At 66.5% G+C, this 26818-nt stretch carries 21 protein-coding genes and 2 tRNA genes; 10 read left to right on the top strand and 13 right to left on the bottom strand.

What is annotated here, in order from left to right:
* Positions 1-185 precede the first annotated feature (185 nt).
* Positions 186-629 carry a DUF2231 domain-containing protein gene (locus CY652_RS04765; protein ID WP_102129551.1) on the top strand — a complete coding sequence of 148 codons (444 nt, stop codon included), beginning with the start codon at positions 186-188 and terminating at the stop codon, positions 627-629.
* A complete protein-coding gene (locus CY652_RS04760; protein ID WP_102129550.1) occupies positions 622-1935 on the top strand; it encodes a PQQ-dependent sugar dehydrogenase in 1314 nt (437 codons plus the stop codon). The genes CY652_RS04765 and CY652_RS04760 overlap by 8 nt, the downstream gene beginning before the upstream one ends.
* Before the next feature lie 145 nt (positions 1936-2080).
* Here CY652_RS04760 and CY652_RS04755 read toward each other — a convergent pair.
* The 6 genes from CY652_RS04755 to tig all read right to left on the bottom strand — a co-directional run bounded on the left by CY652_RS04755 (position 2081) and on the right by tig (position 8969).
* Positions 2081-2156, bottom strand: a tRNA-Val gene (locus CY652_RS04755).
* Positions 2157-2211: 55 nt separating this feature from the next.
* On the bottom strand, positions 2212-2571 hold the full coding sequence (locus tag CY652_RS04750; protein WP_258002190.1) for an HU family DNA-binding protein: 360 nt from the start codon (positions 2569-2571) through the stop codon (positions 2212-2214).
* A gap of 162 nt (positions 2572-2733) precedes the next feature.
* Entirely contained in the window at positions 2734-5157 is a 2424-nt protein-coding gene (gene lon / locus CY652_RS04745; protein ID WP_102129548.1) for an endopeptidase La, read from the bottom strand.
* A 187-nt stretch (positions 5158-5344) separates the two neighbouring features.
* Positions 5345-6616 carry an ATP-dependent Clp protease ATP-binding subunit ClpX gene (clpX, locus tag CY652_RS04740; RefSeq protein ID WP_102129547.1) on the bottom strand — a complete coding sequence of 424 codons (1272 nt, stop codon included), beginning with the start codon at positions 6614-6616 and terminating at the stop codon, positions 5345-5347.
* A gap of 199 nt (positions 6617-6815) precedes the next feature.
* Positions 6816-7469: an ATP-dependent Clp endopeptidase proteolytic subunit ClpP gene (gene clpP, locus CY652_RS04735; protein ID WP_102129546.1), complete on the bottom strand. Its 654-nt coding sequence runs from the start codon at positions 7467-7469 to the stop codon at positions 6816-6818.
* A 153-nt stretch (positions 7470-7622) separates the two neighbouring features.
* On the bottom strand, positions 7623-8969 hold the full coding sequence (tig, locus tag CY652_RS04730; protein ID WP_102129545.1) for a trigger factor: 1347 nt from the start codon (positions 8967-8969) through the stop codon (positions 7623-7625).
* 499 nt (positions 8970-9468) lie between these two features.
* Here tig and CY652_RS04725 point away from each other — a divergent pair, with 499 nt between their 5' ends.
* Complete coding sequence (locus CY652_RS04725; RefSeq protein WP_102129544.1) at positions 9469-10626, top strand: glycerate kinase; 1158 nt, start codon at positions 9469-9471, stop codon at positions 10624-10626.
* 6 nt (positions 10627-10632) lie between these two features.
* Here CY652_RS04725 and CY652_RS04720 read toward each other — a convergent pair whose 3' ends face one another.
* Positions 10633-11466, bottom strand: a complete 834-nt coding sequence (locus CY652_RS04720) for a squalene/phytoene synthase family protein (RefSeq protein ID WP_102129543.1) — start codon at positions 11464-11466, stop codon at positions 10633-10635.
* A gap of 295 nt (positions 11467-11761) precedes the next feature.
* On the opposite strand from CY652_RS04720, the gene CY652_RS04715 reads away from it, so the two are divergent.
* Positions 11762-11848, top strand: a tRNA-Leu gene (locus tag CY652_RS04715).
* Between the two features lie 306 nt (positions 11849-12154).
* Here CY652_RS04715 and CY652_RS04710 read toward each other — a convergent pair.
* The 3 genes from CY652_RS04710 to CY652_RS04700 form a co-directional block, all read right to left on the bottom strand.
* A complete protein-coding gene (locus CY652_RS04710) occupies positions 12155-12607 on the bottom strand; it encodes a MarR family winged helix-turn-helix transcriptional regulator (RefSeq protein WP_102129542.1) in 453 nt (150 codons plus the stop codon).
* 106 nt (positions 12608-12713) lie between these two features.
* Positions 12714-13796 (bottom strand): DUF1501 domain-containing protein, encoded by a 1083-nt coding sequence (locus CY652_RS04705; protein WP_102129631.1) that lies wholly within the window; start codon positions 13794-13796, stop codon positions 12714-12716.
* A 69-nt stretch (positions 13797-13865) separates the two neighbouring features.
* Positions 13866-14198 (bottom strand): hypothetical protein, encoded by a 333-nt coding sequence (locus CY652_RS04700; RefSeq protein WP_102129630.1) that lies wholly within the window; start codon positions 14196-14198, stop codon positions 13866-13868.
* Between the two features lie 227 nt (positions 14199-14425).
* On the opposite strand from CY652_RS04700, the gene ompR reads away from it, so the two are divergent.
* Together ompR and CY652_RS04690 are read left to right on the top strand one after the other, a co-directional pair.
* Positions 14426-15160 carry an osmolarity response regulator transcription factor OmpR gene (gene ompR, locus CY652_RS04695; RefSeq protein ID WP_374703623.1) on the top strand — a complete coding sequence of 245 codons (735 nt, stop codon included), beginning with the start codon at positions 14426-14428 and terminating at the stop codon, positions 15158-15160.
* Between the two features lie 44 nt (positions 15161-15204).
* Complete coding sequence (locus CY652_RS04690) at positions 15205-16554, top strand: ATP-binding protein (RefSeq protein ID WP_102129540.1); 1350 nt, start codon at positions 15205-15207, stop codon at positions 16552-16554.
* A 93-nt stretch (positions 16555-16647) separates the two neighbouring features.
* Here the strand turns inward: CY652_RS04690 and ispF are convergent, their stop codons facing one another.
* The gene (ispF, locus tag CY652_RS04685; protein ID WP_102129539.1) at positions 16648-17127 is read right to left on the bottom strand and encodes a 2-C-methyl-D-erythritol 2,4-cyclodiphosphate synthase; all 480 of its coding nucleotides are present in this window, start codon (positions 17125-17127) and stop codon (positions 16648-16650) included.
* A gap of 63 nt (positions 17128-17190) precedes the next feature.
* On the bottom strand, positions 17191-17904 hold the full coding sequence (gene ispD / locus CY652_RS04680) for a 2-C-methyl-D-erythritol 4-phosphate cytidylyltransferase (protein WP_102129538.1): 714 nt from the start codon (positions 17902-17904) through the stop codon (positions 17191-17193).
* Between the two features lie 154 nt (positions 17905-18058).
* On the opposite strand from ispD, the gene mfd reads away from it, so the two are divergent.
* The 4 genes from mfd (at position 18059) to mscL (ending at position 24612) form a co-directional block, all read left to right on the top strand.
* Positions 18059-21559, top strand: a complete 3501-nt coding sequence (gene mfd, locus CY652_RS04675; RefSeq protein WP_102129537.1) for a transcription-repair coupling factor — start codon at positions 18059-18061, stop codon at positions 21557-21559.
* 158 nt (positions 21560-21717) lie between these two features.
* A complete protein-coding gene (argE, locus tag CY652_RS04670; RefSeq protein ID WP_102129536.1) occupies positions 21718-22950 on the top strand; it encodes an acetylornithine deacetylase in 1233 nt (410 codons plus the stop codon).
* Between the two features lie 26 nt (positions 22951-22976).
* Positions 22977-23999: a threonine/serine dehydratase gene (locus CY652_RS04665; RefSeq protein ID WP_102129535.1), complete on the top strand. Its 1023-nt coding sequence runs from the start codon at positions 22977-22979 to the stop codon at positions 23997-23999.
* Positions 24000-24165: 166 nt separating this feature from the next.
* The gene (mscL, locus tag CY652_RS04660; RefSeq protein WP_102129534.1) at positions 24166-24612 is read left to right on the top strand and encodes a large conductance mechanosensitive channel protein MscL; all 447 of its coding nucleotides are present in this window, start codon (positions 24166-24168) and stop codon (positions 24610-24612) included.
* Between the two features lie 166 nt (positions 24613-24778).
* Here mscL and CY652_RS04655 read toward each other — a convergent pair whose 3' ends face one another.
* Entirely contained in the window at positions 24779-26764 is a 1986-nt protein-coding gene (locus CY652_RS04655; protein ID WP_102129533.1) for a hybrid sensor histidine kinase/response regulator, read from the bottom strand.
* Positions 26765-26818: the final 54 nt, after the last annotated feature.

The following is a 26818-nucleotide window of genomic DNA, read 5'->3' as shown; positions in this document are numbered from 1 at the left end:
AATTCAATCTGCATTCCAGTTTATCTCAGGACTACATTCCAAATGAATCTTTAAGTACATAACCCGATTTCCGGACGATGAAAACGCGAAAGATAATTCAGGCGGATGGTGTCAATGTCAGGGTCCGACCGACCGCTCCCGCGTGTCGGTTATCGCGGTGTTAACTCTTGAAAAAAGGACATATCATGGCCCCAGCAAGTCCGAAATATCAGTCAAGATTGGCCACGGCGGTCTTCGATCTGCTGAATCCAGTTCCCTACGGCCTTTTCGTCGGCACGCTGATCTTCGACATCGTCTACACGATCACGGCCAACGTTTTCTGGGTGAAAGGGGCTGCATGGCTCGTCACGGTAGGACTGTTCTTCGCCATCATCCCGCGCGTGATCAACCTCATCCACGTCTGGATTCCGTCGCGCCATACGGTTACGCACATCGAAAAACTCGACTTCTGGTTGAACCTCGTGGGCATTCTCGCCGCGATCGTCAACGCATTCGTTCACAGTCGCGATGCCTATGCGACGGTCCCGATGAGCGTGATTCTCTCGGTGATCACGGTCGCCCTGCTGAGCGTCGGGCAAATCGCGCTCGCGTTCGACAAGTTCGTTCTTGCGGAGGTGGCCCATGAATAAGTCCACCCTGTGCGGCGTCCTTGCGATCGCCGCAACGGCCTTCGTCAGCGGATGCGACAAGCAGGCCCAATACGATGCCGCGCATCAGTTCGGACCGAATCCGCCGCTGCCGAGCGCGCAGAACTTCCTCAAACCGCCGATGCAGGTGCCGAGCTACGCCGGCTGGCAGAACGGCAGGACGCCGAGGGTCGTGGCGGGCCTGCAGATCGAACGGATCGCGACCGGGCTTCGGCATCCGCGCCAGGTCTACGTGCTCCCCAACGACGACATTCTCGTGGCCGAATCGGGCAGCCCGAACGCGGAACCCGTTACCACGCCGAAGCAGTTGATCGCCGGCATGATCCAGCGGCGCTCGGGCAAGGAAGCCAGCGGCGCCAATCGCATCACGTTGCTGAGACGGCGCGCCGACGGCAGCGGTTGGGACCAGTACGTGTTCATCGACCATCTGCATTCGCCGTTCGGCATGCAGTTGATCGGCGACACGCTCTACGTCGCCGACACCGATGCGCTCCTGAAATTCCCGTATAAATCGGGCGAAACGAGCATTTCCGAACCCGGGGTCGAGCTCGCCGATCTGCCGAACACGATCAATCACCACTGGACCAAGTCGCTGCTCGCGAGCCCCGACGGCAAGAAGCTGTACGTCGGCGTCGGATCGAACAGCAATGTGGGAGAAAACGGCCTCGACGTCGAATACCGGCGCGCGGACATCCTCGAAGTCGACGTGGCGACGGGCGCGAGCCGCATCTACGCGTCCGGGATACGCAATCCGACCGGACTGCAATGGGAACCGCAAACGGGGCAGCTCTGGGCGATCGCGAACGAGCGGGACGAAATCGGCGCGGATCTCGTCCCCGACTATCTGACCTCGGTGAAGGACGGCGGCTTCTACGGCTGGCCATACAGCTATTTCGGCCAGCACGTCGACCGGCGCGTCCACCAGCAGCGCCCCGATCTTGTCGCGAAGGCGATCAGCCCGGACTATGCGATCGGCTCGCACGTCGCGCCGCTCGGTCTGCTCTTCTATACCGGCGACAACCTGCCGGCGCAGTATCGGGGCGGCGCCTTCATCGGCGAGCACGGCAGTTGGGATCGTTCGCCGCTAAGCGGCTACGCGGTCGCCTACATCCCGTTCCAGAACGGCAAGCCCGTCGGCGCGCCGACGCCCGTCGTCTCCGGGTTCGTGTCCGACGACGAAAAGGAGCTCTACGGCGCACCGGTCGGACTGGCCCAGGATAAGGATGGTGCGCTCATCATCGCCGACGATGCCGGCAACGCGGTCTGGCGCGTGACGAAGTCGAGTTAGCCCCGCGCAGTGAGCGAAAAAGAGCAAGGAAGGCGCGAAAAGCGATCAAGAAAAGAAAAACCCGCGGAAGCCGACCGGCTACGCGGGTTTTCTGAACTGCACGGTCCTTCTCCGGACTGCTTCGACGGCCGCGAACGGAAGCTGGTGGTGGGTGCTGAGAGGCTCGAACTCCCGACCTACGCCTTGTAAGGGCGCCGCTCTACCAACTGAGCTAAGCACCCAGCTTTCCGCCGCCTTGCATGGTGCAGCCATAGCGGCCCTGATGCAGGAAGCCCGTTAGTTTAGCGCATCTTTGAGCGCTTTTCCAGGCCGGAACTTGGGCACCTTTGCCGCCTTGATCTTGATGGCCGCGCCCGTGCGCGGGTTGCGTCCCGTGCGCGCCGTGCGCTTGCCGACGGCGAACGTGCCGAAGCCCACCAGCGTGACCGTGCCGCCCTTCTTCAACGTCCCCTTGACCCCGCCGATCAGGGCGTCGAGCGCCCGTCCCGCCGCCGCTTTCGAAATGTCGGCCTGCTGCGCGATGTGATCGATCAATTCCGTTTTATTCATTCCAGCCCCCGAGAATGTGTTTGGCAAACGTTGGCGCGCGTACCGCGCCAGGAAAAGACGAACCCGGCTAAAGCCGGGCCCGCTCATTAGACGAGGCCGAAAGCCCCGTGTCAAGCCGGCCGGAAACGGCACGGCTGCGACCGGCGGGCAACGGCGCACGCAATAAAAAAGCCCGCGACCTCGTGAGTCGCGAGCTTTTCCCGGTACGGTCTGCCGGCGGTTTTAGCCGCCCGGCGTCAGGTCAGGGAGTCAGTGCTTGACCACCTCGGTCGCGCCGGCGTCCTTGGCCGGTTCGGCGGCAACCGGCGCGTCGGCCTTCGTCTCTTCCTCGGGCAGCGGTTGCGGCACGCGTTCGAGCGCGAGTTCGAGCACCTTGTCGATCCAGCGGACCGGCACGATCTCGATGGCGTTCTTCACGTTGTCCGGAATCTCCGCCAGGTCCTTCACGTTTTCTTCCGGAATCAGCACGAGCTTGATGCCGCCGCGATGGGCCGCCAGCAGCTTTTCCTTCAGCCCGCCGATCGGCAGCACTTCGCCGCGCAGCGTGATCTCGCCCGTCATCGCCACGTCGGCACGGACCGGAATGCCAGTCAGCACCGAAACGAGCGCCGTCGTCATCGCAATGCCGGCGGACGGACCGTCCTTCGGCGTCGCGCCTTCGGGCACGTGGATGTGGGTGTCCTGCTTCTCGAACGCCTCGTCCTTGATGCCGAGGCGACGCGAGCGCGAACGCACCACCGAGCGCGCCGCCTCGACCGACTCCTTCATCACGTCGCCGAGCGAACCCGTGCGGATCACGTTGCCCTTGCCGGGCATCACGGCCGCCTCGATCGTCAGCAGATCGCCGCCGACCTCGGTCCACGCGAGTCCCGTCACCTGGCCGATCTGGTTTTCCTTCGCGGCCAGGCCGAAGTCGTACTTGCGCACGCCGAGGAACGTGTCGAGATTGCTGCCGTCGACCGTCACCGCGCCTTCCGCCTTCTTCAGCAGCAGCATCTTCACGACCTTGCGGCAGATCTTCGACACTTCGCGCTCGAGCGAACGCACCCCCGCCTCACGCGTGTAGTAGCGGATGATGTCGCGGATCGCGCCTTCTGTGACCTCGATTTCGCCGGCCTTCAGGCCGTTGTTCTTCTTCTGCTTGGGCAGCAGATAGCGCAGCGCGATGCTGACCTTCTCTTCCTCCGTGTACCCCGACAGGCGGATCACTTCCATCCGGTCGAGCAGCGGCGGCGGGATGTTCAGCGAGTTCGACGTCGCGACGAACATCACGTCCGAGAGATCGAAATCGACCTCGATGTAGTGATCGGCGAACGTGTGGTTCTGCTCCGGATCGAGCACTTCGAGCAGCGCCGAAGAAGGATCGCCGCGGAAATCCATGCCCATCTTGTCGACTTCGTCGAGCAGGAAGAGCGGATTGCGCACGCCGACCTTCGTGAGGCTCTGCAGGATCTTGCCCGGCATCGACCCGATGTACGTGCGACGGTGGCCGCGAATTTCGGCCTCGTCACGCACGCCGCCCAACGCCATGCGCACGAACTTGCGGTTCGTCGCGCGCGCGATCGACTGTCCGAGCGAGGTCTTGCCCACGCCCGGCGGCCCGACGAGGCACAGGATCGGCGCCTTCACCTTGTCCACGCGCTGCTGGACCGCGAGGTACTCGAGAATGCGTTCCTTCACCTTCTCGAGACCGTAGTGGTCCTCGTCGAGCACGCGCTCGGCGTTCTCGAGGTCGTTGTTGACCTTGCTCTTCTTGCGCCACGGCAGCCCGATCAGCGTGTCGATATAGTTGCGCACGACCGTCGCTTCGGCCGACATCGGCGACATCAGCTTGAGCTTCTTCAGCTCGGCGTCGGCCTTCTTCTTCGCCTCCTTCGGCATGCGCGCGGCCGTGATGCGCTTCTCGAGCTCCTCGAGATCGGCGCCCTCTTCGCCCTCGCCCAGTTCCTTCTGGATCGCCTTGACCTGCTCGTTCAGGTAGTACTCGCGCTGGCTCTTCTCCATCTGGCGCTTCACGCGCCCGCGGATGCGCTTTTCGACCTGCAGGATGTCGATCTCGGCCTCGAGCTGCGCGAGCAGATGCTCGAGGCGCTCGACGACCGGGAACATTTCGAGAATGTGCTGCTTCTGGTCGAGCTTGAGCGGCAGATGCGCCGCGATCGTGTCGGCAAGACGCCCGGCCTCGTCGATGCCCGACAGCGAAGTCAGGATCTCGGGCGGGATCTTCTTGTTGAGCTTAACGTACTGGTCGAACTGCGAAACGATCGCCCGGCGCAGCGCCTCGGTTTCGGCGCCGTCCGCGTGATCGGGCTCGAGCGGCATGACCTCGCAGGAAAACTGCGTTTCCTGCTCCTCGATGGACAGCGTCTTCGCGCGCTGCAGGCCCTCGACGAGCACCTTCACGGTGCCGTCGGGCAGCTTCAGCATCTGCAGGATGTTGGCGATACATCCCACTTCGTACATGTCTTTTTCGGTCGGCTCGTCCTTGGCGGCGGTTTTCTGCGCGACGAGCATGATGTGCTTGCCGCCCTCCATCGCGACTTCGAGGGCCCGAATCGATTTCGGCCGACCCACGAAAAGCGGAATCACCATATGCGGGAAAACGACGACGTCCCGCAGCGGCAGCAGCGGGAGCGTGATGCGTTCCGGCGGGAGGAGTTGGGTTCCTGACATTTCATTTCCCCATGAGTGGAATCAGTTCGTTCGATAAATGAGGCCGGCGCCAACGATTGCAAGCCTCAAGCGTGTGGGAAAAGTTCAGTGACACCAAAAAAGTACGCCATCGACCACAAGATAAACGAAAAAGCCGTTCATCCACTGTATGAACGGCTTTTTCCCGGAACTCTTTAGCCGATCACCATCAATTCGACCCGGCGACCTTCGGCGCGTCCTCGTAGATCAGGAGCGGCTTGCCGTCGCCGTCGATCACGTTGTCGTCGATGATGACCTTGCTGACGCCTTTCATCGTCGGCAGCTCGTACATCACGTCGAGCAGGGCCTGTTCGAGGATCGAGCGCAACCCGCGGGCGCCGGTCTTGCGGCGGATTGCCTTGCGGGCCACGGCCTGAAGCGCGGCCGGCCGGATTTCCAGTTCGACGCGCTCCATCGCGAAGAGTTTGTGGTACTGCTTCACGAGCGCGTTCTTCGGCTCGACCAGAATCTTCATCAGCGCGGTCTCGTCGAGCTTGCCGAGCGTCGCCACGACGGGCAGACGACCGATCAGCTCGGGGATCAGCCCGAACTTGATGAGGTCTTCCGGCTCGACTTCGCGCAGCACCTCGCCCGCGTCGCGTTCCTGCTTGCTCTTCACGCTCGCGCCGAAGCCGATGCCGGTCTTCTCGGTGCGGTCGGTAATGACCTTCTCGAGCCCGTCGAACGCGCCGCCGCAAATGAACAGGATGTTGGTCGTGTCGACCTGGATGAAATCCTGGTTCGGATGCTTACGACCGCCTTGCGGCGGCACCGAGGCCATCGTGCCCTCGACGAGCTTGAGAAGCGCCTGCTGCACGCCCTCGCCCGACACGTCCCGCGTGATCGACGGGTTGTCGGACTTGCGGCTGATCTTGTCGATCTCGTCGATGTAGACGATCCCGCGCTGGGCCTTGTCGACCTCGTAATTGCAGTTCTGCAGCAGCTTCTGGATGATGTTCTCGACGTCCTCGCCGACGTAGCCGGCCTCGGTCAGCGTCGTGGCATCTGCGATCACGAACGGCACGTTCAGAAGGCGCGCGAGCGTCTGCGCGAGCAGCGTCTTGCCCGAGCCGGTCGGCCCGATCAGCAGGATGTTGCTCTTCGAAAGTTCGATTTCGTCCTTTCTGTCCAGGTGCTTGAGGCGCTTGTAGTGGTTGTACACCGCCACCGCGAGAATCTTCTTCGCACGCTCCTGGCCGATCACGTATTGATCGAGGATATCGCGAATTTCCTGCGGGCTCGGCAGGTCCGAGCGAGACAGCCCGGCCTCGACGCCCGCGCTCGCTGCCTCGTCGCGAATGATCTCGTTGCACAGGTCGATGCACTCGTCGCAGATAAACACCGACGGGCCCGCAATCAGCTTCTTCACTTCATGCTGGCTCTTGCCGCAAAACGAGCAATACAGCAGCTTTTCGCCGCCAGAATTCTTTTTGTCCGCCATGGATAGATGAGCCTCCGGACACTCTGTTACATGATACGCCGTTTTCCCGCCGCTCCGCCCGCGCGGGAAAGACGTGAACCGCCTGCTGGACGGCAGGTTGGCCGCAGGCCAGGTAGCGTCCGTTTCCGATTATTTCACAAGCGCCGGCCCCGCTTCCGAAACCCGGTATCGGGGCCGCACCCTGTGCTGACGGGCACGCTTACGGACGCTTGTGGAGCACCTGGTCGACGAGCCCGTAAGCCTGGGCGTCCTCGCCGGACATGAAGTTGTCGCGATCCGTGTCGCGCGCGATACGCTCGACCGGCTGGCCCGTATGCTGGGCCAGCAGATTGTTCAGGCGCTCCTTCAGGTAGAGAATTTCGCGCGCCTGGATCTCGATGTCCGACGCCTGGCCGCGTGCGCCGCCGAGCGGCTGGTGAATCATCACGCGCGCGTTCGGCAACGCGAAACGCTTTTCCTTCGCGCCGGCCGCGAGCAGGAACGCGCCCATGCTGGCCGCGAGCCCCATGCAAAGGGTCGAAACGTCGGGCTTGATGAACTGCATCGTGTCGTAGATCGCCATGCCGGCCGATACCGATCCGCCCGGGCTGTTGATGTAGAGGCTGATGTCCTTGTCGGGATTCTCGCTCTCGAGGAACAGCAACTGGGCGACGACGAGATTGGCCGTCTGGTCGTTGACCTCGCCGACGAGGAACACCACGCGCTCCTTGAGCAGACGCGAGTAGATGTCGTACGAGCGCTCGCCGCGCCCACTCGTTTCCACGACGATCGGCACGAGCCCGAGCGCCTGCGCCTCGAAGTCCCGCGAGGCCCGGGAAGCCAACGTATCCAGCGATTGAGCTCGAATGGTCATGCAAAGCATCCTTGTCAGGAAAATGTCTCGTTTAACCGGATGGTGGCGAGCCTCGTGCAATTCAACCACACGCGCAGCATGGCCAAAGCCGTGGACAAAAAAACGGCGTGCGGGCCGTCGCTTCGACAGCCCGCACGCCGTTATCGCGACGCGTCAGGCCTGCGCGGTCGCGCTGGCCAGTTCCTCGAAGCTCACTTCCTTGTCCGTGACGCGCGCCTTGCCGAGCACGAAGTCGACGACGTTCGATTCGACGACGAAGGCTTCCATTTCGGCGAGGCGCTGCTGGTTCGAATAATACCAGCGGACGACTTCCTTCGGGTCCTCGTAGCTACGCGCGAACTCGTCCACCTCGGCACGAATCTGCTCGGGCTTCGCCTGGAGTTCGTTCACCTTGACGAGTTCGGCCAGCACGAGGCCCAGCTTCACGCGGCGTTCGGCCTGCTCCTGGAACATCTCGGCCGGAATCGGCGTGTCCTTGGCGTTGGGCACGCCGCGTTGCGCGAGGTCCTGGCGCGCCATGTCGACGAGACGCTGCTGGTCCTGCTCGATGAGCGCCTTCGGCACGTCGAGCTCGGCGATCTTCAGCAGCGCGTCCATCACCTGGTTCTTCACGATGGCCTGGGTACGGCGCTTCGCTTCGCGCTCGAGGTTCTCCTTGATCTCGGCGCGCATCTTCACGAGATCGCCGTCGGCGATGCCGAGCGACTTCGCGAACTCGGCGTCGATGTCCGGCAGGCGCGGCCACTCGACCTTGCGGATCGTGACGGTGAACTGCGCGGTCTTGCCGGCGACGTCCTTGCCGTGATAGTCGTCCGGGAACTTGAGGTCGAACTCGCGCGATTGGCCGGCCGTAAGGCCCAGCGACGCCGTTTCGAATTCCGGCAGCATGCGGCCCTCGCCGAGCACGAACGCGAAATCTTCCGCACTGCCGCCCGGGAACGCGACGCCGTCGATCTTGCCGACGAAGTCGAGCGTCACGCGGTCGCCGTTCTGCGCCGAGGTGTCCGCGCCGCCGTCGCCCTGCTCGCCCGCTTCGCCGCGCACGTGGAAGACCACGCGCTGCTTGCGCAGGATGTCGAGCGTGCGGTCGACTTCGGCGTCGCTGATGGTCGTCGTCGTGCGCTCGATTTCGGCGCTCGCGACGTCGCCGAGCGTCACTTCCGGATAGACCTCGAAGGTCGCGTCGAACGCGTAGGCGTCTTCGGCCGGCTCGCCCTTCGGGCTGAAGCTCGGCTGACCCGCGACGCGCAGGTTCTCCGTGCGGCTGATGTCGGAGAACTCCTTGCCGATCCTGTCGCTCAGCACTTCGGCCTGCACCTGGCCCGAGTACTGCTGCTGGACCATTTTCATCGGCACCTTGCCCGGACGGAAGCCCGGCATGCGCACGTTCTTCGCGAGTTGACGCAGACGCGAATCCACTTCTTTCTGCACGGCATCCTTCGGCAGGGAAATCGTCACGCGGCGTTCGAGCTTGCCGAGGTTTTCAACAACGTTAGCCATGGCTTCAATCGTCCTAAAATTATTCGAGCGAATCGGTAATCTGTGCTGCGCCGCCCTGCTTCAACGAGGCGGACCGCCCGGTCCTGCGCTTGCGGGGCGCGGCTCCTTGCTGACGTGGAACCCGGGGCCGGCCGGCACTTCCCAGCCTGCTTCCCAGCCTGGTTCCCGGCTTGCCCCGGCCCGATTTCAACCCGATCGGACGCCTGCGGCGCGGTTCCGTCAAAAAGAGCCCGCTATTTTAGCAAATTATTTCGGCGCCCAAGCGGATCGCCCCGGGATTACCGCGTTGCGAGCGCGGTCGGCGCGCCCGCGTGGCCCCAGGTTCGCCACGCGCAGGCCGGCCATCGCAGCGGCGCGGGGTGCGCGCACCGCCGCCTGCTGCTAAGCTAACGCCCGCGCCAGCCGGCGATCCGCACGCGCCCTTTGCGGTGGTTGCCGGCGAGGCCGCCGCCATAACCATACGATCCCATACGATCTTTATCCGGAGACCCGAGACTCCATGTCCAGCCTGCCCCCGTCCCCCATCGTCGTCATCGCGCCGGACTCGTTCAAGGGGTCGCTCAGCGCGGAGGACGTCGCCGCCGCGATCGCTTCCGGAATCCGCCGCGCCCGGCCCGACGCCACCATCCGGATCTGTCCGATGGCCGACGGCGGCGAGGGCACGCTCGACGCGATGCTCTCCGGCGGCGGCACGCGCCGCACGCTGACGGTGGAAGGCGCGGCGGGCATCGCGCATACCGCGGCCGTCGGTCTGCTCGGCAACGGCCACGCGATGATCGAATCGGCCCAGATCGTCGGCATCACCGATCCCGTCGGCATGGGCGTGCCGGTGTCGGCGCGCAGCACGCGCGGCCTCGGAGAAGCGATCCGCGCACTGCTCGACGAAGGCGTGCGCAAATTTTTCGTCGCGCTCGGCGGCAGCAGCACGAACGACGGCGGCGCCGGCCTGCTGGCCGGCCTCGGCATGAAGCTCTTCGACGCCGCCGGCCGGCCACTCGCCCCCACGCCCGAGGCGCTCGCCTGCGTGGCGCGCATCGACGTGTCGGAGCTCGACCCGCGGCTTTCGCAGGCGTCGTTCGTCGGCATGTCCGACGTCGACAATCCGCTAACCGGCGAGCACGGCGCGACGGCCATATTCGGCCCGCAAAAAGGCGTGACGCCGGAGCAGATCGCGCCCATCGACGCCGTGCTCGGACGCTTCGCCGATCTGCTCGAAGCCGCGCTCGGCCTCTCGGTGCGCCACGAGCCGGGCGCCGGCGCGGCAGGCGGTCTCGGCTTCGCGTTGCGGATGCTCGGCGCGAGCTTCGAACCGGGCGCGGAAGTCGTGTCCCGCCAGATCGGGCTCGACGCCGCCCTGCAGGGCGCGAACTGGCTGATTACGGGCGAAGGCCGCTCGGACGCGCAGACGCTGCACGGCAAGGCCCCGTTCATCGCCTGCCGCCACGCCGCCGTCGCGGGCGTGAGCACGACGCTGCTCTCGGGCGCGATCGATCCCGCCGCCCTGTCGCCGCTCTCCGCGTATTTCGACGGCTGCTTCTCGCCGGCCCCGGGACCCATCACGCTCGAAACCGCGATCCGCGACGCGGCCGCGCTGCTCTCGGACGCGGCCGAACAATTGACCCGACTGAAATACGGCTCGGTTCGCCCGACGCGCTGAACGCCGTCAGGCGCGCCGCGCCGCGCGCCAGGCGATCCAGAGCTTGCGAATCGGCGTGAGCGCGATCTGCTGGTGCAGGACCCGAAACCCCTCGCGCTCGATTTCGTCGAGCTGCGCGAGCGAGAGCGCGGCCTGCGCGCGCAGCGTGCGCTGCGTCCGGCGTTCGGCGGCCGGCATCGCGTCGAGCGCCGCGTGCACGGCCTCGCGCGAGCGGACGGTCTGAAACGTCATCAACGCCGTGAACTCGTCGCCATAGCGGCGATTGATCAGGTCGGCCGCCGTCACGTTATAGCGCTGCAACTCGTCGATCGGAATGTAGATGCGGCCGTGCCGCGCGTCGTTGCCGACCTCCTGCACGAGTTGCGCGAGCATCAGCGCGTTGCCGAGCGGCACGGCCCATCGCGCGGCATCGGCCGGCTCGCGGGCCGTCACGCGCGCGAGCAGCGACGCGAACGCGCCGCCCACGCCGCCCATGTAGCGCTGCAAGTTGGGAAAGTCGAGGTAGCGCGCCTGCTCGAGGTCCATCCCGAATCCCGCGAGCAGCGCTTCCAGCACCGGATATTCGGCGTTCACGTCCCCGAGGTGGGCCGCCAGCGCGCGCGTCACCGGATGCGACGGCGTACCGGCCGCAAGCGCGGCGAGTTCCTTTTGCCACCACGCGTACCGCGTGCGGCCGACCGTCGGATCGCGAGGCTCTCGCGCCGTTTCCTCGAACTCGCAGCGCAGGGCGAACAGCGCGGCGATCAACGGCTGGCGCGCGGCCGGCGCCTGACGAAGCGCGTAGTAGGTCGATGAACCGGGAGGGGCCGCCTTTTGCAGGCAGTAGTCGTCGAAATCCACGAGATCAATGCAGGGGAAAAGGAAGGTGCGGATACGATCCGACCTGGCGGTACTCACTGGGGGTATTCATCGAATCGTCGGCGTTCCCGGGCGGAGACCTGCACGACATCCGACTTTCGATTCTATCATCGGGTCATATTGACCGAATGCAGACAAGCACAGGGCAATCGGTTAGAATCTCGCGCTCACGCGGCCGGGGTGCCAATCCAGAATGAAAAAGCCCGGTTGCGAGCCGGATTTCGGGTGGGTTGCGTGCGGACGTTCATGGCCGCGCGCCCGGCGCTCCGACCCGACGGCGAGGATGGCGAAATTGGTAGACGCACCAGGTTTAGGTCCTGACGCCAGCAATGGTGTGCGGGTTCGAGTCCCGCTCCTCGCACCAACCAGGCGCATGGGTATCGTTATTGCCCGGCAGCTACGGGATACGCGCCCGGCGGGCACGCCGCGAAACCGGGCGACCGGATATAAGACGACGATTCAAACCGTTTCGGCCGCGCTTCGATATCGAAGCGGCGGTACGTCCTTCACCCGTTTTTCATGATGCTTCGCCGGCATCATCCGACGGACGGGGTGCCGATCTTCATCCGCACAATTATATGGATGCCGAATCAATTGAATTTTCGGAGCGACGATTCAGGCACGAGGTAAGGCCGGCGGAAAACCGTCGTGCGAATCCGCCTTGCCTGATTCAGATCCCGCCGGTCTTCGCTGATGCGATGACCCGGTCCAGCATGCGCAACAACACGGCACGCTCCGCCCCGTCGAGACAGGCGAACAGCTCGACATCCCAGTTACAGGCGATCGGCACGATCCTGCGGTAGAGCGCCCGCCCCGACGGCGCCAGCGACAGCAACACGATGCGGCCGTCGTCGTCGCTCGCCTCGCGTCGAATGAGCCCGCGCTGCATCGCCGCCTCGGCCGCGCGGCTCGCCTGACTTTTGTCGAGATTCGCGTGGCGCGCCAGCTCGATCACCGAAAGCGGACCGAACGAACCGACCGCCGCGATCACGCGCGCCTCGGATAGCGTCACGCCCAGTTTCGCCCGATACCGAAGCGCGCTGCCGCGCTCGGACAGTTTGTTCAGCACGTGCAGTCGACAAGTTAGCAAGCGTTCGAACCCGGTGCTGCCGGCAGACTTCATGGTGGTCCCGATCCGGTGATTGGCGTGCGCCTCTCCTTGCGTGATTGTTGCCACATCCCTGCCGGGAGACAACGCGGCCTGCCGCACATTCGCGGGCATGATGCCGTCACGTGCGCAGCAGCGGCAGCGGCTCGAAATGCTGATGCAGGACCGTTTGCGCGTCGAGCCCCCACCAGGGGCCGAGGACGGTGGCATAAAGCCGTCTGAAATCGACGCCGACCGGAAGCTGGCCGCCGCTGTCGAGCTGGGCCAGTTGGGGAGCCGTGCCGTACAGCCCGCCCAATACGCGCCCGCCCGCCACGAAACACGGCGCGACGGTGCCGTGGTCGGTCCCGTTTCCGGTATTTTCCCGCACGCTCCGCCCGAATTCGGCATAAGTCATCACGACGGTGCGAGCCCAGCGCCCCATCCCGACGAGCGCGTCGCGCATGGCGGAGAATCCCTGCGCCAGTTGTGCCAGCAGCGCCGCGTGCCGCTCGGGCTGATTTTCATGCGTATCGAACCCGTCGAGCGTCAGCCGGATTGCCGAGACGCCCGGCGCCGGACCGTTCGCTGCGAGCAGGCGCATCGCGGCCTCGACGGATGCGCCGAACGGACCGTCGGGAACCGGCATCTCCAGCGGAACCGGAGACGTAACGTTTGCGCCCGGGGCCGTCGAGGCCGATGCCGTCACGCGATTGCCGCTGCCGTCGAACGGCCCCATTTCGGCCGAGCCGGCCACGAAGCCCCGGAGCGACGGCTCGACCGCGAAGGCGCGCGCGAGCCAGCCTTCGCGCAGATACGTGTCGGCAGGCGAAGCGGTTTCCCAGATTTCGCGCGAACGGTAGTGCGACAGATTCGGCTGCGCATAGCCGACGCCCTGCACGATCGCCAACTGCCCGGCCTGCCAGAGCGGCAGCATCGGCGCGAGTGCGGAATGCAGCGCCGTGCGGGCATCGATTGGGAGCAGTTGCTCGCGCGGCAATCCGATATTCGGGCGAAATATCCGGTAAAGCGGATCGGCGAACGGCACGACCGTATTCAGGCCGTCGTTTCCGCCGTTCAGCTCGACGAGGATCAGCAGGTTGTCGTCGCGAATGGAAGACTGTGCCGGGCGCCCCCCGGCGACGGTCTGTGCCGTCGCAGACCCGGGCAACCACGGCGACACGCCTGCCGCCAGCATGGCGGCAAGAAAGTCGCGTCGCTTCATCATTTTGTGACTGCTTCCTTTTATAGCTTGCAGAGCGGGGCGCATCCGCTTCGCCCTCGCCGCGCCTCGCTAGCGCTTGTAAAGTTCACGCACCGCGTCTTCAATGTGTTGACGCAGCAAGTGGCGCTCTTCGGGCGTCATGTGCCCGTCACGCCGGCGTTCGTCGAGGTCGGGGGGAATGGCGGGACGCATGTTCAGATCGGAGGCGGGATGGCCCGTATCGTCGAAGGGAAGATGGAAAGGCCGCATGCGCATGGCGCGCGCGGCGGCGCGGGAGGAATGGAACCTGTCGGCGGAGGGCAATGCGCGGGCGGGGGCCGACTCGAGTGCAATCATGACAGTGCCGGCGGTGGCCAACCCGATCATGATGAGGCGCACGGTCGGCTTGACCCCTCCCTTCATCTTGTTCCCTTCGTAACGCGGCAAACGGCTACCTCGAATGCGTGTGCGGCCCCGACGCGAAGTGGGCGCAAGAGTTTAAGTCGGGTGAAGTATCCACCGAACAGCCGCATTCCGTAAAGGAGTCTAGTCCCGGGTGCTTTACGCAACGCCGGAGGGCGGGTAAATTTTGTAACGGACTGTTACTCGTCATTTGACGCCATCTCGCACCGTTTTCTAATCGCGCTAAGATGCCAGGCATGGAAACCAAGAACCCCTCGAAAATCCTCGTCGTCGACGACGACCCGCGTTTGCGCGATCTGCTGCGACGCTATCTCGGCGAACAGGGCTTCAACGTATACGTCGCCGAAAACGCGCCCGCAATGAACAAGCTGTGGGTGCGCGAGCGCTTCGACCTGCTCGTGCTCGACCTCATGCTGCCGGGCGAGGACGGCCTGTCGATCTGCCGGCGTCTGCGCGGCAGCAACGACCGTACGCCGATCATCATGCTCACGGCCAAGGGCGAGGACGTGGATCGCATCGTGGGCCTCGAGATGGGCGCCGACGACTATCTGCCCAAGCCGTTCAATCCGCGCGAGCTGGTCGCGCGCATCCACGCCGTGCTGCGCCGCCAGGCGCCCGCCGAGCTGCCCGGCGCGCCCTCGGAAACGACCGAACTGTTCGAATTCGGCGAGTTCTCGCTGAACCTCGCTACCCGCACCCTGACCAAGGCCGGCCAGGAAATCCCGCTGACGACCGGCGAATTCTCCGTGCTCAAGGTGTTCGCCCGCCATCCTCGCCAGCCGCTTTCGCGCGAAAAGCTCATGGAGCTCGCGCGCGGACGCGAATACGAGGTGTTCGACCGCAGCCTCGACGTGCAGATTTCCCGTCTGCGCAAACTGATCGAGCCCGATCCGGGCAGCCCCCGTTTCATCCAGACAGTCTGGGGTCTCGGCTACGTCTTCATCCCCGATGGCGCGGCCTGACGGGCGGGGTCCGCGCGTCCTGCGGCTTCTGACAGGATGGGGCCATGCGGCTTGACCGGCGTCTCCTGACGTTTGCCTTTGGCGACCTGTTCTGGCGCACGTTTTTGCTGATCGCGCTGCTGATCGCCGTCAGTCTCGCCGCATGGTTCCAGAGCTTCCAGGTGATCGAGCGCGAACCGCGCGCGCAGCGCGTCGCGCTGCAGCTCGTCGCCATCGTCAAGCTCACGCGCACGGCGCTCCTCTATTCCGATCCCGACCTGCGGCGCGCCTTGCTGCAGGATCTCGAGAGCAACGAGGGCGTGCGCGTCTATCCGCGCGAGAACGCCGACACGTACAAGCCCCAGCCCGACGAATCGCTGAACCAGCTCATCGAGCACGACGTGCGCGGCCGGCTCGGCGACGACACGGTGATCGCGCAGTCGGTCAACGGCATTCCGGGCGTGTGGATCAGCTTCAAGATCGACGACGACGATTACTGGGTCGCGCTCGATCGCGACCAGCTCGACAACGTCACGGGCCTGCAATGGGTCGGATGGGGCGTGTTCGCGCTCGCGCTCTCGCTGTTCGGCGCGGCGTTCATCACGAGCCTCGTGAACCGGCCGTTCGCGCGGCTCGCGCTGGCCGCGCGGCGGGTCGGCTCCGGGCAGTTCCCCGAGCCGCTGCCCGATCAGGGCATGGGCGTGGCCGCCGAAACCAATCGCAGCTTCAACCAGATGGTCCGCGACCTCGAGCAGCTCGAAGCGGACCGCGCGCTGATGCTCGCGGGCATCTCGCACGATTTACGCACGCCGCTCGCGCGGCTGCGCCTCGAAACGGAGATGAGCCCGTCCGAGCAGACGACGAAAGAAGCGATGATCGACGACATCGAGCAGATGGACATGATCATCGGGCGCTTCCTCGACTACGCCCGGCCGGTGCAGCGCATGCTCGAGCGCGTCGATCTCTCGGTGATCGCAAGCGAGCTCGCGGCCCGCATGGCCGTCGAGGACGGCATGCGGCTCGTCACGCGGCTCGCGCCCTCGGCCGTCATCGAGGCGGACGACACCGACATGCGCCGCGTCGTCGGCAACCTGATCGAGAATGCCCGCAAATACGGCGCGAGCCAGACGGACGGCATTCCGCACATCGTGCTGGAAACGCGCGTGGCCCATTCGCGCATCGAGCTGTCGGTCAGCGACGAGGGGCCGGGCATTCCGGAAGACCAGCTCGCGCTCGTCACGCGTCCGTTCTACCGCGTCGACACGGCCCGCACGCAGGCCAACGGAACCGGGCTCGGCATGGCGATCGTCCAGCGGCTCGTCGGTCGCTATCGCGGCGCGCTGAGGCTGCGCAACCGCTCGCCGGGCCCGGGGCTCGAAGTGACGATCGAATTTCCGCCCGCCAAAGGCGCCTGAGCAACGCGCGTTCCGGCCTCGCTTCGCGCCGGACGCCTTATCGGCCTGGCCCCGCCATCCGGTCCTTCGCCGACGCGCAGTCCGGGTGCGCCGTTACGGACGCGTGAGCAGCACCGCGGCCTGGGCCTCGATGCCTTCGCCGCGGCCCAGATAGCCGAGCTTTTCGTTGGTCTTGGCCTTCACGTTGACGCGCTCGACCGGAAGCTGCAAGTCTTCCGAAATGGCGGCGCGCATCGCGTCGATGTACGGCGCGAGCTTGGGCGCCTGGGCGATCACCGTGCTGTCGACGTTGCTGATCGCGAAGCCCGCCTGGGCGATGCGCGCCGCGCACTCGCGCAGCAACACGCGGCTGTTCGCGCCGGAAAAGCGCGCATCGGTATCGGGAAAGTGCCGGCCGATGTCGCCGAGCGCCGCCGCGCCGAACAGCGCGTCGGTAACGGCATGCAGCAGTACGTCCGCATCCGAGTGGCCGAGCAGGCCGCGGTCGTAGGGAATCGTCACGCCGCCGATGATGAGCGGCCGTCCGGGCACGAGGGCGTGCACGTCGTAGCCTTGTCCGATTCTGATGTCCATGCGTAAGAGTTCCGTGTAATGGGCGTTGCGGGGAACGTCGGCGGCAAACCGCCGGGGACGATGTCAATCCGTATCGGGCCGCCGCAGAAACGCCTCGGCGAGATCGAAGTCTTCGGGGTACGTGACCTTGAAGTTGCGCAGGCTGCCCTGCACGAGGCGCGGCGAGTGGCCGAGCCACTCGATCGCGCTCGCCTCGTCGGTCAGGTCGTGGCCGTCCTGCTGCGCCCGCTCGATCGCGCCGCGCAGCATGCCGATGCGGAACATCTGCGGGGTCTGCGCCTGCCAGAGCCCGTCGCGCGCCTCGGTCCGCGCGATGCGCGCGCCGCCCTCTCCGGGTACCGCGCGCTTGAGCGTGTCGGCCACGGGCAGCGCGACGATGCCGCCCACCGGATCGTCGCGCAGCGCGTCGACGAGCGAGCGGATCAGCGCGGGCGTGATGCCGGGACGGGCCGCGTCGTGGACGAGCACCCAATCGTCGTCGCGCGCGCCGAACGCGGCAAGCGCCTCGAGCCCGTTATGGACCGACGCCTGGCGCGAGGCGCCGCCGCAGCGCTGGACGGCGAAGCGCAGACCGCTGAAGCGGCGGGCGTCGAAATGCGTGTCGTCGGGCGCGATCACCACGAGCGTCTGGGCGAACTCGCTGCAGGCGTCGAACGCCGCGAGCGTGTAGTGCAGCAAGTCGCGGCCGGCAACGGTGCGATACTGCTTCGGAATGGCCGAGCCCGAGCGGCTGCCGGTGCCGGCACAGGGAATCAGCGCGAAAAGACGGGAACTCAAGGTGGCGCGAACCGAAAAAGTCAAAGTAAGGGACGGATTTTATAATAGGTCCTTTGCCGTTCCTCCGTAGACCGGCAACCCGCGTATCCGGCCATGTCATGTCGGCGGGATAAGGTCTACGGTATTCGAGCCCCCAAAGGCCCTCCCGCTTCCCATGCCTGATACCACCGCTTCATCGCCGTCGCAGTCCCCGTCACCCGTCGCGTCCGCCCTGCCCGTCGCCCTCGTCAAGCCGGGCCAGCGCTTCGCGTTCGACGGCACGCACGGCTCGTCCGATGCCCTCCTCATCGCCCGCTACCGCGAGGCCTCGCGCGAGCGGGCGCCGCTCATCGCCGTCGTCTGCGCGAGCGCCGTGGACGCGCAACGGCTCGCCCAGGAAATTCCGTTCTTCGCCCCCGAGGCGCGCGTACGCCTGCTGCCCGACTGGGAAACGCTGCCGTACGACACGTTTTCGCCGCACCAGGACCTCGTCTCCGAGCGGCTCGCGACGCTGCACGACCTCGGCGAGAACCGTTGCGACATCCTGCTCGTGCCCGCGACGACGGCGCTCTACCGCATGCCGCCGGCCTCGTTCCTCGCCGCCTACACGTTCTCGTTCTCGCAGGGCGAGCGGCTCGACGAGGCGAAGCTCAAGGCGCAACTGACGCTGGCCGGCTACGAACACGTGAGCCAGGTCGTGCGGCCCGGCGAGTACTGCGTGCGCGGCTCGCTCATCGACCTCTTTCCGATGGGCTCGCCGCTGCCCTACCGGATCGACCTGTTCGACGACCAGGTCGACTCGATCCGCGCGTTCGACCCGGACTCGCAGCGCAGCCTCTACCCGGTGCGCGACGTGCGCCTGCTGCCGGGCCGCGAGTTCCCGTTCGACGAGGCCGCGCGCACGGCGTTTCGCAGCCGCTGGCGCGAGGTGTTCGAGGGCGACCCGAGCCGCGCGACGATCTATCGGGACATCGGCAACGGCGTGCCGTCGGCGGGCATCGAATACTACCTGCCGCTCTTCTTCGACGAAACCGCGACGCTCTTCCACTACCTGCCGCCGGACGCGCAGCTCGTCTTCTGCGGCGACCTCGAGGCGGCCATCCGGCGTTTCACGGCCGACACGAAGCAGCGCCATAGCTTCCTCTCGCACGACCGCGAGCGGCCGATCCTCGAGCCGGACCGCCTGTTTCTCAGCGACGAGGACTTCTTCGCGCTCGCCAAACCGTTCGCGCGGCTCGTCCTGCCGGCCGGCGCGGGCGGCTGGGCGACGGGGCTGCCGAGTCTCTCGCTCGACCGCCATGCCGACGACCCCGTCGCCGCGCTGCGCGCCTGGCTCGACGCCACGCCGAACCGCGTCCTGTTCGCGGTCGAATCGGCCGGACGGCGCGAGACCGTCTCGCAGCTCTTCGCCGAGCATCGGATGAAACCCGCTTCGGCCGACAGCTACGAGGACTGGCTGCGCGCCGACGCGCATTTCTCGCTGTGCGTCGCCCCGCTCTCGAGCGGCTTCGCCTTGCCCGCCGAGGGCCTCGCCGTCGTCACCGAGACCGAGCTGTACGGCCCGCTCGCGCGCCGCACCGGACGCCGCCGCCAGGAGCAGGCGAGCAGCGTCGACTCGATGGTGCGCGACCTCTCCGAGCTGAAAGTCGGCGACCCGGTCGTGCACGCGCAACACGGCATCGGCCGCTACCACGGGCTCGTCGCGATGGATCTCGGCGAGGGCGAGACCGAGTTCCTGCACCTCGAATACGCGGGCGGCAGCAAGCTCTACGTGCCGGTCGCGCAACTACACGTCATCTCGCGCTACAGCGGCGCGGACCCCGACAGCGCGCCGCTGCACGCGCTCGGCTCCGGCCAGTGGGAAAAGGCGCGCCGCAAGGCCGCCCAGCAGATTCGCGACACGGCCGCCGAGCTGCTGAATCTCTATGCGCGCCGGGCCGCGCGAGAGGGCCACGCGTTCATGCTCGAACCGCGCGACTACGTGAAGTTCGCCGAGAGCTTCGGCTTCGAGGAAACGCCCGACCAGGCGGCCGCCATCGCGGCCGTGATCGGCGACATGACGAGCGGCAAGCCGATGGACCGGCTCGTCTGCGGCGACGTCGGCTTCGGCAAGACCGAGGTGGCGCTGCGCGCCGCGTTCATCGCGGTGATGGGCGGCAAACAGGTGGCGATCCTCTCGCCGACGACGCTGCTCGCCGAGCAGCACACGCAGACCTTCACCAACCGCTTCGCCGACTGGCCGGTGCGCATCGCCGAGCTTTCGCGCTTCAAGTCCGCGAAAGAAATCGGCGCGGCCATCCAGCAGATCAACGAAGGCAGCGTCGACATCGTGATCGGCACGCACAAGCTGCTCTCGTCGGACGTGCAGTTCAAGCGGCTCGGGCTCGTCATCATCGACGAGGAACACCGCTTCGGCGTACGCCAGAAGGAGGCGCTCAAGGCGTTGCGCGCCGAGGTGGACGTGCTCACGCTGACCGCGACGCCGATCCCGCGCACGCTCGGCATGGCGCTCGAGGGCCTGCGCGACTTCTCGGTCATCGCGACCGCGCCACAGAAGCGCCTCGCGATCAAGACCTTCGTGCGGCGCGAGGAGGACGGCGTGATTCGCGAGGCGATGCTGCGCGAGCTGAAGCGCGGCGGCCAGGTGTACTTCCTCCACAACGAGGTCGAAACCATCGAGAACCGCCGCGCCATGCTCGAGGCGCTCGTGCCCGAGGCGCGCATCGCGGTCGCGCACGGCCAGATGCACGAGCGCGAGCTGGAGAGCGTGATGCGCGACTTCGTCGCCCAGCGCGCGAACGTGCTGCTCTGCACGACGATCATCGAAACCGGCATCGACGTGCCGAGCGCGAACACGATCCTGATCCATCGCTCGGACAAGTTCGGGCTCGCGCAGCTTCACCAGTTGCGCGGCCGCGTCGGCCGCTCGCATCACCAGGCCTACGCCTACCTGCTCGTGCACGACCCGCAGGGGCTCACGAAGCAGGCGCAGCGCCGGCTCGAGGCGATCCAGCAGATGGAGGAGCTCGGCGCGGGCTTCTACCTGGCGATGCACGACCTCGAAATCCGCGGCACGGGCGAAGTGCTCGGCGACAAGCAGTCGGGCGAGATTCACGAGATCGGCTTCCAGCTCTACACGGACATGCTCAACGACGCCGTGAAGGCGCTCAAGGAAGGCCGCGAGCCGGACCTGAACGCGCCGCTCGCGGCGACGACGGAAATCAATCTGCACGCGCCGGCGATCCTGCCTGCCGACTATTGCGGCGACGTCCAGGAGCGCCTGTCGCTCTACAAGCGGCTCGCCAACTGCGAGCACGACGACGCCATCGACGCCATCCAGGAAGAGCTGATCGACCGTTTCGGCAAGATGCCGCCGCAGGCCCAGGCGCTGATCGAAACACACCGGCTGCGGCTCGCCGCGAAGCCGCTCGGCATCTCGAAGATCGACGCGGGCGAGGCCGTCATCGGCCTGCAGTTCGTGCCGAATCCGCCCGTCGACGCCATGCGCATCATCGAGATGGTGCAGAAGCACCGGCACATCAAGCTCGCGGGACAGGACCGGCTGCGCATCGAGGCGCGCAGTCCCGACTTCGCGGTGCGCGTCGCCACGGTGAAGGAAACGCTGCGCGCGCTCGGCGCGCCAGCGCGCGCGACGGCCGCCGCCGCGCTCCGCTGAGCGTCGCTCCGGGCTTCGCCGCCGCGCATGTTGCAATGCATCATGCGCGGCGGGACCGGTCGGTCCGCGATCGACCTGCCGTATGCCCGCCGTATGCCTTTTGGTTGGCTGCGACTTTTTGGGTAATAATGGGACGACACACACGCTGGAGTTCCGTCATGTCGTCCGTCGCCGCCGCGTCAGCGCAAACCGCCACACCGTCCTCCGCCGACCTGCCCGCATCGCTGCCCTGGGTCGAACGCCTCGTCTCGATGGATACGGTGAGCCGCAACCCGAACCTCGCGCTCATCGAAGTCGTGCGCGACGACCTGCGCGCCCGCGGCGTCGAGACGACGATCACGCATGACCAGAGCGGCAAGTGGGCGAACCTGTTCGCGACGCTGCCCGCCCACGACGGCACGACGCACGGCGGCATCGTGCTGTCGGGCCACACCGACGTCGTGCCGGTCGACGGCCAGCAGTGGGACAGCGATCCGTTTCGCCCCGAAATCCGCGATGGCCTGCTCTACGGTCGCGGCACCTGCGACATGAAGGGCTTCATCGGCGCGGCGCTCTCGCTCGTGCCGCTCATGCAGCAGACGAAACTCGCGAAACCCATTCATTTCGCGCTCTCGTTCGACGAGGAAGTGGGCTGCGCCGGCGCGCCGCTGATGATCGAGGAACTCGTGAAGCGCGGCGTCGCGCCCGAGGGCTGCATCGTCGGCGAGCCGACCAGCATGCGCCCCGTCATCGCCCACAAGGGCATCAACACCTACCGCTGCTGCGTGCGCGGCCAGGCCGCGCATTCGTCGCTGACGCCGCGCGGCCTGAATGCCATCGAATACGCGGCACGGCTCATCTGCCACATCCGCGACCTCGCCGATCAGTTCCGCGCGCAGGGCCCGTTCGACGAGCTGTTCGACGTGCCGTTCACGACCGCGCAGACGAGCACGATCGAAGGCGGCAACGCGATCAACACCGTCCCGGCCGAGTGCCGTTTCGACTTCGAATTCCGCAATCTGCCGACGCTCGACCCGGACGCGATCTTCGCGCGCATCGAGCAATACGCGCGCGAAACGCTGCTGCCGAAGATGCAGCGCGAACACGCGGTCGGCGCGATCGAGTTCACGAAGCTTGCCTCGGCGCCCGGGCTCGACGCCACCGAGCAGGCCGCCGTCACGCAACTCGTGCGCGCGCTGACCGCCGACGACACGCGCCGCAAGGTCGCCTACGGCACCGAGGCGGGCCTGTTCGCGCGCGCCGGCATTCCCAGCGTGATCTGCGGGCCCGGCGACATCCAGCAGGCGCACAAGGCCAACGAGTTCGTCGCCCTCGAGCAACTGGGCGCCTGCGAGGATTTCCTGCGCAAGTTCGTTCACGGCATGTCGGTGGACGCGCTGCCGCGTCAGTAAGCCCAGGTCGCCCACCGGCTCCCGCCATGTCCACCGGTTCGCCGCAGCACGCAGGCCCGACCATCGACGGGGAAGCGATTCCCACGCTCGACGACATCGCCGCCCAGCATTTCGCGCTTGCGCCCTGGGTGCGGCGCACGCCGGTCTTCGAGCGCCACGACCTGCCCGGCCTCGACGACACGCTCGTCAACTTCAAGTTCGAACTGCTGCAGGCGAGCGGCAGCTTCAAGGTGCGTGGCGCCTTCGCCCATCTGCTTTCGCTCGACGCCGCGCAGCGCAGCGCGGGCGTCACCTGCGTATCGGGCGGCAACCATGCGATCGCGGTCGCCTATGCGGCCATGCGGCTCGGCATCGGCGCCAAGGTCGTGCTGTTCCACACGGCGAGCCCGGCGCGCGTCGAGCAGTGCCGGCAGTACCGCGCCGAAGTGGTGATGGCCCGCAACAGTGCCGAGGCGTTCGACATCGTGCGCCGGATCGAGGCCGAGGAAGGCCGTTATTTCGTCCATCCGTTCAACGGCTACCGGACCGTGCTCGGCACGGCCACGCTCGGCTACGAGTGGGCCACGCAGTCGCCCGACCTCGACGCCGTGATCGTGCCGGTGGGCGGCGGCGGGCTCGCGGCGGGCGTGTCGACGGCGCTGCGGCTCGCGAACCCGCACGTGCGCGTGTACGGCGTCGAGCCCGAGGGCGCCGACGTGATGGGCCGCAGCTTCGCGGCCAATCGCACGGTGCGCATGGACCACATGCAGACGATCGCCGATTCGCTGATGTCGCCGCACACCGAGCAGTACAGCTACGAGTTGTGCCGGCGGCACCTCGAAGCGGTCGTCACCGTGTCCGACGATGCGCTGCGCATCGCGATGCGGCTGCTGTTCGACGAGTTGAAACTGGCCGTGGAGCCGGCCTGCGCGGCCGCGACGGCCGGCCTGCTCGGCCCGCTGCGCGATGCGCTCCAGGGCAAACGCGTCGGCGTGCTCCTGTGCGGCACCAATACCGATCCGGTCAGCTTCGGCGCGCAGCTCGCGCGCTCGCGCACGGGCGCGCCCTGACCGACCCGGGACGCGCCAGATTGCGCGACGGCGGGCGCGGATCCCGCCGCCACGATGTCAAGAACCTTCAAGTCGCTACCGCTGTTCCCCCGCGTTCGCTATCATTGCGCCATCGCGCCCGTATTTGCGGTCGCCCAATATGAAATTTCACAGGGAGAGTCTGCCTATGAGCATAATCAAGGAATTCAAGGAATTCGCCGTCAAGGGCAACGTGATGGATCTCGCCATCGGCGTCATCATCGGCGGCGCGTTCTCGAACATCGTGAATTCGGTGGTCAAGGATCTGATCATGCCGATCATCGGCGTCGTCACCGGCGGCCTCGACTTCTCGAACAAGTTCATCCGCCTCGGCGACATTCCGGCCAGCTTCAAGGGCAACCCCGACTCGTACAAGGACCTGCAAACCGCGGGCGTCGCCGTATTCGGTTACGGCTCGTTCATCACGGTGCTGATCAACTTCATCATCCTGGCGTTCATCATTTTCCTGATGGTCAAGTTCATCAACAAACTGCGCAAGCCGGCTCCGGCCGAAGAAGCCGCCCCGGCGCCGACGCCCGAGGACGTCCTGCTGCTGCGCGAAATCCGCGATTCGCTCAAGAGCGCACCGCGCTAAAACCGCGCCGCCGCGGTGTACGGCCCGTCGCGGGCCATGCGCCGGAAATCGGGCCCGCCTCGCTTCTGCGTCGCGGGCCCGATTCTTTTGGAAATTCCGGGGAGCGACGACGCCCCTCCGGCCTGCGGAAACGACGGCGCGAGGCGCCGATCACGCGCCATCGGGCTCAGCCCGCCCCGTCCTCCTCGCCCAGCCGGCCGCTGCCGGCCTGCTCGATCAACTGCTCGAGCTGGGCGAAGTTCACGGGCTTCGTCAAATGCGAGCTGAAGCCCGCCTCGATGCAGCGGCGAACGTCCTCGTCGGTGCCAAAGCCCGTGAGCGCGATGGCGGGGACCGCGCTGCGGCGGCGGAACGCATCGATGAAGTCGAGCCCCGTGCCGTCGGGCAGGCCGACGTCGCTCAGCACGAGATCGAACGCGGTCGTCTGCGTGAGCGCCAGCGCGTCGGCCACGCGCCCCGCCACGCTGACCTCGTGGCCCAGCGAGCGGATCAGTTGGGCCATGACCTCGGCGGTATCTTCGTGGTCCTCGATCAGCAGGATGTTCAGCGGGCCCGCCGGGTTCGAACCGGGCCGGTCCGGCGGCGCGGGCGCCTCGGGCTGCGGCTGGGTGGCGGGCAGCGTGATCGAGAACGTCGCGCCGCAATGCGGCCCCGGGCTGCGCGCCACCACGCTGCCGCCGTGCGCGTCGGTCAGCGCCTTCGTCACCGCGAGGCCGAGCCCCAGTCCGCCGAACTGGCGCGTCATGTTGTGGCTGCCCTGCTCGAACGCGTTGAACAGCTTGCCGATCTGCTCCGGCGCGATGCCGATGCCCGTGTCCTCGACCTCGATCTGCAGCCGTCCCGTCTCGTCGTCGCGCGTGCGCACGAAGATATAGCCGCCGTCGGGCGTGAATTTCGCAGCGTTGCGCACGAGGTTCCAGAGCATCTGCTGCAGTCGCGCCCGGTCGCCGCGCACGTGATGCCGCTCGGCGCGCAGATCGAGGCGGACGTCCTGCTGCTTCACCTGGATCTCGCTATGGAACAGCTCGAGCACGCTGTCGATGACCTCGTGCACGTCCACCGTTTCGAGCGCGAGGCTCAGCTTGCCGTTGGCGACGCGCGTGAGGTCGAGCAGATCGTCGATGAGCCGCGCCTCGAGCTCGATGTTGCGGCGGATCATCCGCACGCCCGCGCGAGCCGCGTCGGGCAGCCCCGGAATTTGCTCGAGCAGCCGCGTGCCGGCCAACACCGGCGTGAGCGGCGTGCGCAGCTCGTGCGAAAGCATCGCCAGAAAGCGGTCCTTCGCGCGGTTGGCTTCCTCGGCCGCTTGCCGCGCGGCCTGCTCCGACGTCAGCAGCCGCTCGCGATCCTCGATCGACTCGTGCTGCGAGTGAATGTCCGTGCAACTGCCGAACCATTTGCTGACTCCGCCGCGCGCGTTGCGCACCGCGACGATGCGCACGTCGAACCAGCGGTAGATGCCGTCGCGGCGACGAATTCGCAGCTCGTGCCGATAGTCGGTCGCGCCGCTGCCGACCGCGCTCAGCCACGTGTGGCGAATCTCTTCGCGGTCCTCGGGATGGACGGCGTCGAGCCACGCGAGCCCGAGCGAGCTCGCCTCGTCGAGCCCCGTGTAGGCGAGCCATTGCGTCGAGACGAAATCGCAGTTGCCGTCCGCGCCGCAGGTCAGCACCAGGTGCGGCAGCGCCTCCGAAAGCGTCCGGTAGTGTTCCTCACGATCGCGCAGCAGCAACGCCTCGGCGGACGCGCGCTGCATGTCGATCTGGGCCAGCACGCGGGCCGCGGCCTCGGGCAGATAGCCGAGATAGTCGCCCGACTTCGGCACGACGTCGGACACGCCCGCGCGCATCGCCGCGATCACGCGCGATTCGTCGGCGAAATCGGTCACGAGAATGGCCGGAATCCGCATGCCCGACGCCCGCAGACGGACGAAGAAATCGAGTCCCGTCTCCGGGCCGCCGAGCTGGTCGTCGAGCACGAGCAGGTCCGGCGTTTGCGCACCGAGCAGCGCGATCGCGTCGTCGAGATTCGGGCAGCCCGTCACGGCGGCGCCCGCGCCCGCCAGCGAGAGACGCGTGTGTTCGAGAACGGCCGGGTCGTCGTCGACGACGAGCACGCCAGCCTCCGCCAGCATCGGCATCCGTCCGATCATGCGCGGGCGACCTCCGGCCGGCCGGCCGCGAGGCGATCCGGCCATCCGCAGCCG

Source organism: Burkholderia sp. WAC0059, assembly GCF_002870125.1.
Lineage (GTDB): Bacteria > Pseudomonadota > Gammaproteobacteria > Burkholderiales > Burkholderiaceae > Paraburkholderia.
Note: the sequence above shows the minus strand (reverse complement) of the source record. Positions and strands in the feature narration are given on the sequence as shown.

What these genes read in the sequence shown, in the direction of transcription:
- CY652_RS04765 (WP_102129551.1), top strand. Translation starts at nt 186, where the DNA reads ATGGCCCCAGCAAGTCCGAAATATCAGTCAAGATTGGCCACGGCGGTC.
- CY652_RS04760 (WP_102129550.1), top strand. Translation starts at nt 622, where the DNA reads ATGAATAAGTCCACCCTGTGCGGCGTCCTTGCGATCGCCGCAACGGCC.
- CY652_RS04750 (WP_258002190.1), bottom strand. Translation starts at nt 2,571, where the DNA reads ATGAGCGGGCCCGGCTTTAGCCGGGTTCGTCTTTTCCTGGCGCGGTAC.
- lon (WP_102129548.1), bottom strand. Translation starts at nt 5,157, where the DNA reads ATGTCAGGAACCCAACTCCTCCCGCCGGAACGCATCACGCTCCCGCTG.
- clpX (WP_102129547.1), bottom strand. Translation starts at nt 6,616, where the DNA reads ATGGCGGACAAAAAGAATTCTGGCGGCGAAAAGCTGCTGTATTGCTCG.
- clpP (WP_102129546.1), bottom strand. Translation starts at nt 7,469, where the DNA reads ATGACCATTCGAGCTCAATCGCTGGATACGTTGGCTTCCCGGGCCTCG.
- tig (WP_102129545.1), bottom strand. Translation starts at nt 8,969, where the DNA reads ATGGCTAACGTTGTTGAAAACCTCGGCAAGCTCGAACGCCGCGTGACG.
- CY652_RS04725 (WP_102129544.1), top strand. Translation starts at nt 9,469, where the DNA reads ATGTCCAGCCTGCCCCCGTCCCCCATCGTCGTCATCGCGCCGGACTCG.
- CY652_RS04710 (WP_102129542.1), bottom strand. Translation starts at nt 12,607, where the DNA reads ATGAAGTCTGCCGGCAGCACCGGGTTCGAACGCTTGCTAACTTGTCGA.
- CY652_RS04705 (WP_102129631.1), bottom strand. Translation starts at nt 13,796, where the DNA reads ATGAAGCGACGCGACTTTCTTGCCGCCATGCTGGCGGCAGGCGTGTCG.
- CY652_RS04700 (WP_102129630.1), bottom strand. Translation starts at nt 14,198, where the DNA reads ATGAAGGGAGGGGTCAAGCCGACCGTGCGCCTCATCATGATCGGGTTG.
- ompR (WP_374703623.1), top strand. Translation starts at nt 14,426, where the DNA reads ATGCCAGGCATGGAAACCAAGAACCCCTCGAAAATCCTCGTCGTCGAC.
- CY652_RS04690 (WP_102129540.1), top strand. Translation starts at nt 15,205, where the DNA reads ATGCGGCTTGACCGGCGTCTCCTGACGTTTGCCTTTGGCGACCTGTTC.
- ispF (WP_102129539.1), bottom strand. Translation starts at nt 17,127, where the DNA reads ATGGACATCAGAATCGGACAAGGCTACGACGTGCACGCCCTCGTGCCC.
- mfd (WP_102129537.1), top strand. Translation starts at nt 18,059, where the DNA reads ATGCCTGATACCACCGCTTCATCGCCGTCGCAGTCCCCGTCACCCGTC.
- argE (WP_102129536.1), top strand. Translation starts at nt 21,718, where the DNA reads ATGTCGTCCGTCGCCGCCGCGTCAGCGCAAACCGCCACACCGTCCTCC.
- CY652_RS04665 (WP_102129535.1), top strand. Translation starts at nt 22,977, where the DNA reads ATGTCCACCGGTTCGCCGCAGCACGCAGGCCCGACCATCGACGGGGAA.
- mscL (WP_102129534.1), top strand. Translation starts at nt 24,166, where the DNA reads ATGAGCATAATCAAGGAATTCAAGGAATTCGCCGTCAAGGGCAACGTG.
- CY652_RS04655 (WP_102129533.1), bottom strand. Translation starts at nt 26,764, where the DNA reads ATGATCGGACGGATGCCGATGCTGGCGGAGGCTGGCGTGCTCGTCGTC.